Origin of the sequence: Bradyrhizobium sp. UNPA324, assembly GCF_006658635.1 — a bacterium.
Classification (GTDB): Bacteria; Pseudomonadota; Alphaproteobacteria; order Rhizobiales; family Xanthobacteraceae; genus Bradyrhizobium; species Bradyrhizobium nanningense.
In genome coordinates this window covers 2,962,409-2,974,259 of record NZ_LFJD01000004.1, presented here as the reverse complement: position 1 = coordinate 2,974,259, position 11,851 = coordinate 2,962,409, and the positions used below count along the sequence as shown (strand labels likewise).

Here is an 11,851-nt window from a genome sequence, read left to right as displayed (position 1 = left end):
CGGTGGCGCCAGCCCCACGGACGCGGGCCGTAGAAGCCCGGACCGCCGTAATAGCCATAGGAGCGGTAGTAATTCGGGCGCCACCAGCAGCGGCCCCAGGGGTTACAGACCCAACGCACCTGATCGACGTTGGCGGCAGGGCCCTTTGCAATCTGGTCCGCCTGCGGAATGCCGTTCGGCATTGCCGCAAGGGCCGGTCCCGAGGCGAGTGCCACGCCGCCGATTGCAGCCAGACCAAGCACAGCAAATTTGAGTGTCATCGCAATCTCCCTCATTGGTGGCGGGAGAACTTTCGACGGATCAACTGGTTGCTACCGCAGTAAGCTGCCCGAGGAATTTAATCTTCCTGAATGCTTGTTCAGGCCGTCTGGCCCAGTTGCTTCGCTGCGCTCGCAAGGGCGTGGTGAGTAGGTGTGCTCGCAACAATGGCGGACTCACTTCCCCTGGAACTTGGGCTTCCGCTTCTCCATGAAGGCCTGCCGGCCCTCGCGGAAATCCGCGCTGTCCATGCAGGCATGGCCGATCGCCTTGATGGCCTCCATGTCGCGCTGGCTTTCGTCCTTCAGCACCTGCGCGATCGTGATCTTCGCGGCCTTGATCGCAAGGGGGGCGTTTTCGGAGATGGTCTGCGCGATCGTCATCGTCTCACCCCAGAGCTCATCGATCGGGAACAAGCGCTCGACGAGGCCGATACGCAGCGCCTCCGCGGACTCGATGCGCATGCCCGTGTACATCAGCAGCCGTGCCCAGGACGGGCCGACCAGCGACACCAGGTGCTTCAAGCCGTCATAACCATAGGCGATGCCGAGTCTGGCCGCGGGGATGCCGAACTGGCTGCCGTGTGCGGCGAGGCGGATATCGGCGAGCATCGCGACCTGCATGCCGCCGCCGAGACAAAAGCCCTGGATGCAGGCGATCGTCGGCTTGGGAAAGTCGGCGAGCAGTGCGCGCTGGACGGCGCTGCGCTTGGCGTATTCCTCGGACGCCGCCGCGTTATGGCGGGTCTTCTCGAACTGGCTGATGTCGGCGCCGGAGACGAAGGCTTTGCCGCCGGCACCGCGCAGGATCACAACGCGCACCGTCTCGTCGTCGCGCAAGGCCGTCAGCGCCTCGCCAAATCCTTCCCACATCTCCAGCGACATCGCGTTGCGCTTGTCGGGATTGTTGAAGATGATCACACCGACGCCGTCAGTGACGTGCTTGAGGATCTTGCCGTCGGCGTAGGATTTCTCACTGAAGGCGTCAGGCATCGCGCGCTCGCTTGTCGTAAGGCGAGCGCAATGTGCGGCCCGGCAGGGCCTCAGTCAACCGCGGCGAGGCGAGCGGCTTCGCACCCGCCTGTGCCGCGATTGCATGGCGCGCGAGACTCGCTACTGCATCACATGCATGTGTGCGGTCAGCGGATGGCTCCCGGCATTGCTGAAGAACGCGGCCTCTTCGGCGGTTGCCTCCAGCAACTGCTCGTCCTGGTTATAGACGTCGTTGCGGAACTGGATGGTCTGGTCCTTGGTCATCCACGCCGTGAGATAGATCCAGGCCACCGGCACCTTCTTCGCCATGGCGACCTCCAGATGTTGCCCGGTCGCGATCTCCGCGTCGATCGCGGCCCGGCTCCATTTCGGCTGGTCCTTGAGCAGCCAGGCGGCGAGATCGCGCACATTGTCGATGCGCGAGCAGCCGTGGGAATCGAAGCGGTAGTCGTCACTGAACAGGTTACGCTGGTTGGTATCGTGCATGTAGACCGAATAAGCGTTCGGCATGTCGATCTTGACGGCACCGAGCGCGTTGAAGGTGCCGTTTTGCTGGCGCACCGTGAAGCTCGGCGTGCGCGTGCCCGACCAGTCGACCGAATGCGGATCGATCGGATTGTCGTGGGCATCGAGCACTTCCATGTGCATGCGCGACAGATAGGTCGGGTCCTTGCGCATATGCGCCGAGATCTCGGTCCTGGCGATCGAGGCCGGCACCGTCCAGGTCGGATTGAGCACGACGCTGCTGATCTGGGTCGTCAGCGTCGGCGAGGGCTTTTCGGTCTTGCCGACGATGACGCGATAGCGCCGCACCACGACGTCGTTCTCGACAGCCTCGGCAAACGCGGCGGGGATGTTGACCACGACATAGCGCTGTCCGAAGGCGAAGTTCATGTTCTCGAGCCGCTGCAGCGAAGCCTCGAGCTGCCGGACGCGCTTCTGCACGGGGACGTTCATTGCCACGATCGTGCGCGGCGTCATCGCGCCGGTCGGTGCCAGTCCGTGACGGGCCTGGAAGCGCTTCACCGCGTCGGCAAGGTCCTGGTCGAAAGCCCCGCTCGCCCTGTCGGCGGCGAGATCGCCGGAGAGGATCAGCCGCTTGCGCAGCAGGTCGTCGTTGGTGCCCTGGACGCCGGGTGCGAATTTGGCGTCTACAGGAATGCTCGGCCAACCGCCGCGCACCGCGAGATCGGAATAGCTGAGCGCCGCGTCCCTGATGCGCTGTGCGGAACCTTCGTCATAGGTCGGCTCGTGCGTCATCGCGAGCGCGGCGGCCGAACGGCTTTCCGCCGTCGAGGCAGGCGCCGCGGCGGTCCTCGGCGCGGCCGCGTGAGCTGGATTGGCCGCGGTCGGCACCGTCCCCGCCGTCGCCGGCCTTGGCGTCGCCTGTCCAACGGTCTCGGTTTGCGCCAGCGCAGAGGCGCTGGCGAGCATGCCGACGGCAAGGATCATTGCGTGGCGTTTCGACATGTGTCTCATTTGCCCCCAGTCCAGCTTGCAAGAGAGCGAGGCCCGGGCGGGCCATCGCATTGGCAATTCCCGGCGGCCGCGCTGCGGGCGCCGATTCGTGAAATCGGCGAGAAATTAGAGCTTCGGTGTTGAGGCCCCATTAAGCACGGCAGTCGAAAGCTCCGCGCTTCCGGTGCGGAGTCTCTCGATTGGGTCGCGGCGAGGGCGGGATGGGTTCGCGAAAAACGCGATCAGGGCGGTAAAAGGTCCCGAAAAAGGGGCGGTCAGATCACCCAGAGAAGCAGAGCCCGCGCGCGGAAAGCGCGCGGACCAAGACGGACGCAACAACATGCGATCCGGCTCTCGTTCAATCCGGCCGCGTCCCCGTGACGCGGCGGATTGAAGATCGGCCGTAAAGATAGACCGTCGGTCGATCTCAGCTTTCGTTCGCTGCGATCGATTCCATCAGCGAAACCAGCTGGCGCTGCACCGTCTGGTCCTTGATCTTGCTGTAAGCGCGCAGCAGGCGGAGGCTGAAGGCCGAATCGAGGAACAGCAGGCTCTCGACTTCGCGGGCCTTGTTGTCGCCGTCGTAGAAGAAGGTCACGGGCACGTCGAGGGCGGAGGCGATCTGCTGAAGCCGCGCCGCGCCCACGCGATTGACGCCCTTCTCGTACTTCTGGACCTGCTGGAAGCTGACGCCGAGCTTTTCGCCGAGTTCGGCCTGCGAGATCTTCATCTCGACGCGCCGCAGACGGATCCGCTTGCCAAGCTCGATGTCCGGCTTGCCGGCGCTGCGCTGCTTCATTCTCTTTGCCGCTGCTTTCATCTTCGTTTTCACCTTTGTTCTTCGGTTGAAAATCCCCCGAAGAGCTGGGTCAGGGGTTCGCCCATATACGAGTTCTTGAATTCATGCGGGTGCACGAACTCTTCCTTAAACCACGGGAAACGAGCTGGACTGAAAGCTTCGATCAGCCAGTCGATCATGTGCCGCACGCGCGGAATACGGCCGCTACCGGGATGGTAGGACAACCAGATATCCAGCGGTCGGTTCAGCTCGACCTCCAGTGGAATCAACTTCCCGCCAAGCGCAATGGCGTAGCTGGGGAAGACGCCGATGCCGGCGCCATTCGCGACGGCCCAATAGTTGGCGCTTGAGACGTTGGTCTTCATGACCAGAAGGTCACGTTCCGAAACGCCCGGGAAGAAGCTCTCGAAGGATTCCTTGGCGGCGAGCTGGTCGGCGAATTGCAGCACCAGCCGATGCTTGATCAATTCCGCCGCCGAACGCGGCGCGCCATGTTTTTCGATATATTTCTCCGAGGCCCAGAACATCAAGTGCATGCGGCCGAGCCGCACCAGCTTGATGTCGAGCGCCGAGGGACGCGACAGATGGATGGCGACGTCGGCCTCGTGGCGCGAGACGTCGGCCGAGCGCATCGCGCAATGCAGGTCGACCAGGATCTTCGGATAGGCTTGCTGGAATTCAACCAGGCGCGGGGCAAGCCAGAACGTGCCGAGCCCCTCGGTAACGGCGACCCGGACCTCGCCGGACAAGGCGTTGGCCATCGAATCGCTGGCCCGCAGCACGTCGAAGGTGGCAGCCTCCATGCGCTCGACGGCGGACACCACCAGCGCGCCTTCATCGGTCAGATGGGTGCCGTGGACGTCGCGGGTGAAAAGCGTGGTGCCGGTTTGGCGCTCGAAATCGTCGATCCGCCGCCGCACGGCGTTAATCGACAGCGACAAGCGTTCGGCCGCCGACCGGAAACTTCCGCACCGGACGACTTCAAGGAATATGCGGGCCGTATCCCAATCGGAGAGGCCGCTGAGATTTGTTTTTGGACGTTCCGCCAGAGGAACGCCCCTTTCCGCCAAGGAGTGCATACAAGTCCCTTCGGATAGCTAAACTGGCAGAATCTGGCGCAAACCACAACTACTGCGAGTTGGGGGATGATGAGTTTTGAACCGTCATCCTTACTATCTGGTGGGTGGTATTTGGATGCTGCCATAGGCTGGGAATCGGGTGGATTTTTCGCCTGGATGAGGGGTGTGACGTGAGTTCCGTTGCGAGCCGTGAAGTGGCTGCGGGATTACAGGCGCTGTCCGCAATGACTGTCCTTGCGCGCAAGCCGGCCCCGTCTCCTTCGATGGATCAATCACAACGCGCCAAGCGTTCGCTTCTAGATGGCTTCAATCAGGGCCAACAGCGCGACGCGGCGATGTTCACCGGAACCGCGGTTCCACGGCAGAAACCCTCTGAAATCGGGTTCAGAGGCGCAGTGGCCTCATGCTATCCTCGGTATTCCATGGGGGCCGAGGGGGTCGTCACAATCACGTCTCGCAGGCCGAATTAACGGAAAGAACGCCGGTGTCGCATTCAGACGAACAATTGCAGTCGGTGCTGGAAACGCTCGAAGAGTGCCGCAAGGTTCTCAACGCGTGCAACAGCCGTGAGTCGGCCGAGCTGCTCTCCATCGTCATCCTCGATGTCAGGATGAAACTCAAAGGAATAGACAGTGCCGATCTCAAGGCATTGTGCGACGAAATGCTGCGGAGCGCTGCGAGCGAGCCGCCGTCCCCTTCCAAGCAGACGCAGGACCAGCCCCGGCGTCCGCTGCTCCGCGTGGTGAAGTAGCCGCGCCGCCGAATCTCGCTTTATGGCGAGATTTGTGCGCGTCCCGATGCCGCACCTGTGATCACAGACGGCATTGGGAGGAGCCCTCGTTTCGTGCGCCTCTGTTGCGCATTTTCCGGCATCGGCTACACCAGAGCCGGTTCGGCTCCGGCCGGGCGCATTTCCCGCGCGCCTACCGGCACCTGAGATGGCTCAGACGGCATCATGCAAAATGTTTCGATCCCGGCGGCGCTGATTGCCGGCCTCGTCAGCTTCCTTTCCCCTTGCGTCCTGCCGCTGGTCCCGCCGTATCTGATCTACCTCACGGGCGCCACGATCGAGCATGTCGAGAGCGACGAGCCGTCCTCGGCCTCCAAGCGCGCGATCATGATGTCGGCGCTGCTGTTCGTGCTCGGCTTCTCCACGGTATTCGTCGCGCTCGGCGCCAGCGCCTCGCTGATCGGCGGGCTGATCCGAACCTGGTCGGCGGAGCTGTCGATCCTAGCCGGCATCGTCATCATCGTCATGGGCCTGCACTTCCTGGGGCTGACGCGCATCGGGCTGTTGATGCGCGAGGGGCGGCTGCCGATCCCGAAGCCGGTCGGCCTCTGGGGGGCCTATATCATGGGCCTTGCCTTCGCCTTCGGCTGGACACCCTGCATCGGCCCGATCCTCGCCGCGATCCTCTCGATCGCCGCGGCTGAAGCCACGGTGACGAAGGGCGCAGGCCTGCTCGCGGTCTATTCCGCGGGCCTCGGCATTCCCTTCCTGATCGCGGCCCTGATGATCGAGCAGTTCTCCGCATTGTTCGCGCGCATGAAGGGCCACCTCGTCAATGTCGAGCGCGCCATGGGCGTGTTGATGGTGATCACCGGCATCGGCTTTCTCACCGGCGCGGTCTCGAATGTGAGCATCTGGCTGCTGGAGACCTTTCCGGCACTGCAGACGATCGGGTAGGGCGTCTTTCGTTCACCGCGCCTCGTCCGCAGTCCGACCTGCTCTTGCCTCGGCTCGCGCTGATTGCGGCCAGCAGACACATGACGTAGCCAGCCGCCGAGGCCGAGCTCGGCAACCCGGGCCTCTCGATGCGATGTCATGCCGTCAGCTCGGCGAGGGGCGGCCATCTTTGAGCTGGCCGCCCGCTGCCGCGCCTCGATTAATCGATTTCCTGCACCACCGTGCGCGAGCCGGGATCGACGAGCATCACGCGATCGCCGGAATAGACGTAGCGATATTTCGTGAGGGAGGGACCCCAATCGGATGGTACGGCCTCCAGTTCGACATCGCTCGGCACGGTCGCGCCGACGATGATCTTCTCCTTCGTCGTAACCGGACGGAGGTGATGCTCGGTGACGTAGGATTTGATCCTCGTTCGGTATTGCGGCTCGATCTGAATCGCCGCGGCGTGGCCGGTTCCGGTGGTGGTCACCACGGTGGATTGCGCAAACGCACTGGTGGAGATCAGAACCGCCGCGGCGGATAGCAGGAACAGCTTCTTCATCTCGTCCTCCTCGCAGGAATAAGCGCCGCAACAACACCTCACCATCCACGGCGTTCCTCCGCATAGGAACAAATGCATAGGAACAAATTGCCATTTTTTCCCGTTTGCAGATCGGACCGGGCCGGAAAGCCCGGCGATTGGAGGAGAAGAAAATGAAGCTGAAGATAGCGACTGCGGCGCTGATGCTTGCTGCATTGTCCCTGCCGGCGTTCGCGGCCGACGAGTTCTATGTCGTCCAGGACGTCAAGACGAAGAAGTGCACCGTCGTCGACAAGAAGCCGACGGATACGTCCATGACCGTGGTCAGCCCGTCGGGCACGATCTACAAATCGCGGACCGAAGCTGAAAGCGGCATGAAGACCGTCAAGGTCTGCACGTCAAATTGAGGGGGACGACAAATGCCAGTCTTCATCTTGTGGGCCGTGCCGGCCGTGCTGGTGATCGGCGGCGGCATTTATCTGATCGGCCATATGCACTAGGCCCGCAGTAGACGGCGAGCGGGCCTGTGCGTGCAGCGCACAGGTCCGCAAGTCTTCGGATCTTTGAAGAAGCAGTCGAACCGCGTGCCCGCAGGGGCGCGCGAGTTGCAGTGCAACAGCTCGTGGTGGGTAGCCCTGCGACGAAGGAGTACCTCCAGCCCAGGCGAAATGACTTCCGTCCCGCTGAGGTTTTTCATACGCTTCCCCTCGCAAGCCGCATGCCGGCTGCGCTCACGCCCCGGCGACAGGGTCGGAGCATCAAAGGGAGGGGAGACGATGAAGCGAAGATCATTTCTCGCTGGTATCGGCGCGACCACTGCGGCGGCTACGCTCGGCATGCCGTCGATCCTCAAGGCGCAAGCGCCGATCACGCTGAACGGCGCAGTCCAGTTCAACGACGACCATGCCTTCAACCGGGCGCTGCTCCGGTTCGAGGAGTTGGTGAAGAAATATTACGGCAAGCCGGTCAATTTCACCCTGCACAAGAACTCCTCGCTCGGCCTCGAGAAGCAGTATTTCGAGTACATGTCGCAGGGCAAGGCGGTCGATTACGGCATCGTCTCGCCTGCCCACATGTCGACCTTCGCCAAGGCGGCTCCGTTCATCGACGCGCCCTTCGTGTTCAAGGGAATCGATCACATGAACAAGGTGGTCGAAGCCAATATCCTGGCGCCGATCGCCGACGAAGTCGCGGCGAAAGCCGAGGTCGTCCTGATCGGTTATTCCGGCGGCGGCATCCGCAACATCTTTGCCAACAAGCCGCTCAAGAACCTTGCTGACCTCAAGGGGCTCAAGGTTCGCGTGCAGGGCGCGCCGATCTGGTCGAAGACCTTCGCGGCGGTTGGCATGAGCCCGACGGTGATCGCCTATAACGAGATCTACAACGCGATCCAGAACGGTGTGATAGCGGCCGGCGAAAACGAGGCGGCCGGCGTTGAGGCGATGAAGTTCTACGAGGTCGCTCCACATCTCAGCCTGACCCAGCACGCGGTGTCGATCCGGCCGATCTGCTTCTCGGTGAAGACGCTGAAGACCTTGCCGAAGGATCTGCAGGACGCGATCATGAAGGCCGGCAAGGAGGCCGGCGATTACGGCCGTCAGCTCGAGTCGAGCGAGGAGGTCGTCAAGCTCGACACGCTCGAGAAGGCCGGCAAGCTCAAGCGCGTCCCCTTCGAGGAGCGGGACGCCATGAAGAAGCTCGCCGACCCCGTGATGGCCGCCTACGCCAAGGAAATCGGCGCGGAAGGCATTTTCGAGAAGATCAACGTCGTCTGAGATCTTTGCGTCCGCTGACAGGATCTCCGGGCAAGCCCCGCTTCTTGCCCGGACGTGGCGGATGAGCTGCCGCACGGAGCCCCAATGCCTGACATGCCCGTCCCGTCCACACCGTCGCTGTGGCGCCGCGTATCGGCGGCCTATGCGAAATTGCTGGAATTCCTGCTGGCCGCCTGCGTCGGCGTCCTGATCGTTCCGGTCACGCTGCAAATCGTCTCACGCTACACGCCCTTCATTCCCTCTTACATCTGGACGGAGGAAATGGCGCGTTTCCTGTTTATCTGGACGATCATGATCGGCGCCATGGTCGGCGTGCGCGAAGCGCAGCATTTCGAGGTCGACGTGTGGCCCGATCTGTCGCGGCGGTCGGAGGCTGCGGTGCGGATCATCGCGCGTCTCGGCGTGCTGGCGCTGGCGCTGGTATTCGTAACGGCTGGTCTCGAGTTCACTCGCTTCGCCTGGAACAGGACGTCGGAGCTGGCCGATCTGCCGCTTTGGCTGATTCACGTCGCCTGGCCCGTTGCTGGGATAACGTGGATCGTCTTCGCGGGCGAACAGATCATCGATGAAATGCGCGTTCTGGTTGGGGCGAGGCGATGAGCGGAAATGTACTCTCTGCCGGACAGGCCGCGATGGTGCTGTTCGGAGTCTTCGTCGGCCTGCTCATCGTGCGCGTGCCGGTGGCTTTCGCGCTTGGCCTTGCCTGCGTGCCGATCCTGCTGATCGAGCCGCATCTGTCTTTGATGATGCTCGCGCAGGAAACCTTCAATGCCTACAATTCATTCATCCTGCTGGCGGTGCCGTTCTTCCTGCTGACGGCGAACCTGATGAGCATCGGCGGCATTACCGACCGCCTGGTGGCGCTGTCGCGCTCGATGGTCGGGCATTGGCCGGGATCCCTGGCGCAGATCAACGTCGTGCTGTCGGTGTTCTTTGCCGGCATTTCGGGCTCCTCCACGGCCGATGCGGCGAGCCAGTCCAAGATCTTCATCGATGCCCAGACCAAGGAAGGCTACGACCTATCGTTCTCGATCGCGATCACGGCGGTGTCGGCGGTTCTGGCGGTCATCATCCCGCCGTCGATCCTCATGATCGTGTGGGGCGGACTGATCTCCACATCGATCGCGGCGATGTATCTGGCCGGAATCGTGCCGGGTCTGCTGATCGCGGGCGCGCAGATGGCGACGGTGCACGTCTATGCAGTGCGCCGCGGCTACCCGACCTATCCGAAGGCGACCTGGGTCGAGATGCGATGCGCGATCTGGAAGTCGATACCGGCGCTGATGACGCCGTTCATCATCGTTGGCGGCATTCTGCTCGGCTGGTTCACCGCAACCGAATCCGCCTGCGTTGCGGTGCTCTATTCCGTGGTGCTCTCGGCGTTCTTCTACCGCGAGACAGGAGCCCGCGAGTTGTACAAGGCCTTGCTCGACACCGGGCGCCTCGCCGGCGTGGCGCTGTTTTGCGTCGGCACGGCCAGCGCGTTCGGCTGGCTGCTCGCCTATTACAAGATCCCGCAAGAGCTGCTGGCCAACGTCTCGACCTGGGGCATGGGCGCCGTCACGGCCGGCTTCTTCATCTCCTTCTGCTTTCTGGTGGTGGGCTGCTTTCTCGACGCCATCCCGGCCATCATCATCGTCGGCACCGTGCTGGAGCCGCTCGCCAAGTCCGTCGATCTCCATCCGGTCCAGTTCGCGATCATTTCCATCGTGTCGCTGGCCTTCGGACTGGTGACGCCACCCTATGGCCTCTGTCTGATGATCGCCTGTTCGATCGCGGGCGTACGACTGCGCTATGCGCTAAAGGACACGGTGATCATGCTGATCCCGATGCTGCTCGTGCTCGCGGCCGTCATCGTCTGGCCGAGCGTGTCGCTGTTCCTGCCGCGTCTGATCGTGCCGGAAATGCTCAAATGAGCGCTGGCAAATGAGCTTCCCAGAGTGCGATCCCGCGGACGACTGCCGCGGGATCGAGCCAATTGGCTAAAGGTTGCTCTCGGTGATCGCGGCGTAGACCATGCTGCGCAGCTCGCGCCGGATCGGGTAGGCGCTCGACGGCAGCACCTGGGTCATGAAGATCGCGATCAGCTCTTCGGCCGGATCGATCCAGAACGAGGTGGTGGCGGCACCGCCCCAATTGTATTCGCCGGGGCTGCCGGCGATCAGCGTCTCTGCGGGGCGCATCGTCACGGCAAAGCCGAGGCCGAAGCCGATGCCGTTATAGGTGGCTTCCGAGAACAGCGAGCGCGACACTTCCGGCAGCACATGGCCGCCCGGAATGTGGTTGGTCGTCATCAGAGCCAGCGTCTTCGGCCCGATCAGCCTGACGCCGCCGAGTTCGCCGCCGTTGAGCAGGGCCCGGCAGAAGGTGAGATAGTCGGCGACCGTCGAGCACAGGCCACCGCCGCCGGAAATGAAGGAGGGCGGGGTGAGGAACGAGCTCGTCGCCGGGTCATCTTGGAGCGTCAAGCCTTCGCGCCGCTGGCCGGCGTGGAACGTCATGCCGCCGCCGGGGTCTGCCGAGTAGCAGGCGGCGAAACGATGGGCCTTCGAGGCCGGCACATGGAAATCGGTGTCGGTCATGCCGAGCGGATCGAGGATGCGTGACTTCAGAAACTGTTCGAACGGCATGCCTGAGATCTTGCCAACGAGATAGCCGAGCACGTCGGTCGCGACCGAGTAGTTCCAGGCCTCGCCCGGCGAGAACTCCAGCGGGATCTTTGCCAGGCCCTCGATCATGGTCTGGAGTGTGCCAGACTTCTCGACCTCGCCGATCTTTTCAGTGCGATAGGCGGCGTCGACATTGGAGCGCTGCTGGAAGCCATAGGTGAGGCCGGAGGTATGACGCAGGAGGTCGACGATCAGCATCGGCCGGGACGGCGGCCGGGCCAGGAAGGCCGGGTAGGTGCCCGCGACGAAGACGCCGAGATCCTTCCATTCCGGAATGTACTTGACGACGGGCTCGTCAATCGCGACGAGGCCTTGCTCGACCAGCATCATGAAGGCGACGCTGGTGAGCGGCTTGGTCATGGAATAGATGCGGTAGATGGTGTCATCCTTCACCGGCGCCTTGCGCTCGACATCGGCCAGGCCCTGAACCGAATTATGAACCACTTTGCCTCGACGATAGACCAAAAGGTGGGTTCCGGGGAAACGGCCGGCATCAATGTAACGGTTCTTCAGGTGCGCATCGATGCGATCGAGCGCGGCCTGGGACATGCCGACGGATTCGGGGGAGGCAGGAGTGGGGGCTAGCATGGGAACGTTCCTCGGACGGTTCT

Annotated in this window: 13 protein-coding genes; 6 read left to right on the top strand and 7 right to left on the bottom strand. The window is 62.9% G+C overall.

Annotation, left to right across the window (positions count from 1 at the left end; genetic code table 11):
* The 5 genes from UNPA324_RS14420 to UNPA324_RS14400 all read right to left on the bottom strand — a co-directional run.
* Positions 1–260 (bottom strand): hypothetical protein (locus UNPA324_RS14420; RefSeq protein WP_141938871.1); only part of this gene is annotated, 260 nt, incomplete at its 3' end.
* Positions 261–434: 174 nt separating this feature from the next.
* Positions 435–1,250: an enoyl-CoA hydratase gene (locus tag UNPA324_RS14415; protein WP_128916898.1), complete on the bottom strand. Its 816-nt coding sequence runs from the start codon at positions 1,248–1,250 to the stop codon at positions 435–437.
* A gap of 120 nt (positions 1,251–1,370) precedes the next feature.
* Complete coding sequence (locus UNPA324_RS14410) at positions 1,371–2,720, bottom strand: L,D-transpeptidase family protein (protein ID WP_141934957.1); 1,350 nt, start codon at positions 2,718–2,720, stop codon at positions 1,371–1,373.
* A gap of 415 nt (positions 2,721–3,135) precedes the next feature.
* Positions 3,136–3,507 carry a helix-turn-helix domain-containing protein gene (locus UNPA324_RS14405; protein ID WP_020608151.1) on the bottom strand — a complete coding sequence of 124 codons (372 nt, stop codon included), beginning with the start codon at positions 3,505–3,507 and terminating at the stop codon, positions 3,136–3,138.
* A gap of 29 nt (positions 3,508–3,536) precedes the next feature.
* The gene (locus UNPA324_RS14400) at positions 3,537–4,586 is read right to left on the bottom strand and encodes a LysR family transcriptional regulator (protein ID WP_128916900.1); all 1,050 of its coding nucleotides are present in this window, start codon (positions 4,584–4,586) and stop codon (positions 3,537–3,539) included.
* Positions 4,587–5,070: 484 nt separating this feature from the next.
* Here UNPA324_RS14400 and UNPA324_RS14390 point away from each other — a divergent pair, with 484 nt between their 5' ends.
* Together UNPA324_RS14390 and UNPA324_RS14385 are read left to right on the top strand one after the other, a co-directional pair.
* Entirely contained in the window at positions 5,071–5,337 is a 267-nt protein-coding gene (locus UNPA324_RS14390) for a hypothetical protein (RefSeq protein ID WP_141934956.1), read from the top strand.
* A gap of 204 nt (positions 5,338–5,541) precedes the next feature.
* Positions 5,542–6,273: a cytochrome c biogenesis CcdA family protein gene (locus tag UNPA324_RS14385; protein WP_128916902.1), complete on the top strand. Its 732-nt coding sequence runs from the start codon at positions 5,542–5,544 to the stop codon at positions 6,271–6,273.
* Positions 6,274–6,472: 199 nt separating this feature from the next.
* On the opposite strand, the gene UNPA324_RS14380 is transcribed toward UNPA324_RS14385, so the two are convergent.
* Complete coding sequence (locus tag UNPA324_RS14380) at positions 6,473–6,817, bottom strand: DUF1236 domain-containing protein (protein WP_128916903.1); 345 nt, start codon at positions 6,815–6,817, stop codon at positions 6,473–6,475.
* A 152-nt stretch (positions 6,818–6,969) separates the two neighbouring features.
* Between UNPA324_RS14380 and UNPA324_RS14375 the strand changes: the two genes are divergently transcribed.
* The 4 genes from UNPA324_RS14375 (at position 6,970) to UNPA324_RS14360 (ending at position 10,487) form a co-directional block, all read left to right on the top strand.
* Positions 6,970–7,203 carry a hypothetical protein gene (locus UNPA324_RS14375; protein WP_128916904.1) on the top strand — a complete coding sequence of 78 codons (234 nt, stop codon included), beginning with the start codon at positions 6,970–6,972 and terminating at the stop codon, positions 7,201–7,203.
* Between the two features lie 369 nt (positions 7,204–7,572).
* Positions 7,573–8,571, top strand: coding sequence for a TRAP transporter substrate-binding protein (locus UNPA324_RS14370; RefSeq protein ID WP_128916905.1), 999 nt, complete (start codon positions 7,573–7,575; stop codon positions 8,569–8,571).
* An 84-nt stretch (positions 8,572–8,655) separates the two neighbouring features.
* The gene (locus tag UNPA324_RS14365; protein ID WP_128917180.1) at positions 8,656–9,171 is read left to right on the top strand and encodes a TRAP transporter small permease; all 516 of its coding nucleotides are present in this window, start codon (positions 8,656–8,658) and stop codon (positions 9,169–9,171) included.
* The gene (locus UNPA324_RS14360) at positions 9,168–10,487 is read left to right on the top strand and encodes a TRAP transporter large permease (RefSeq protein ID WP_128916906.1); all 1,320 of its coding nucleotides are present in this window, start codon (positions 9,168–9,170) and stop codon (positions 10,485–10,487) included. Before UNPA324_RS14365 ends, UNPA324_RS14360 begins: the two co-directional genes overlap by 4 nt.
* A gap of 66 nt (positions 10,488–10,553) precedes the next feature.
* Here UNPA324_RS14360 and UNPA324_RS14355 read toward each other — a convergent pair whose 3' ends face one another.
* Positions 10,554–11,828 (bottom strand): serine hydrolase domain-containing protein, encoded by a 1,275-nt coding sequence (locus UNPA324_RS14355; protein WP_128916907.1) that lies wholly within the window; start codon positions 11,826–11,828, stop codon positions 10,554–10,556.
* Positions 11,829–11,851 lie beyond the last annotated feature (23 nt).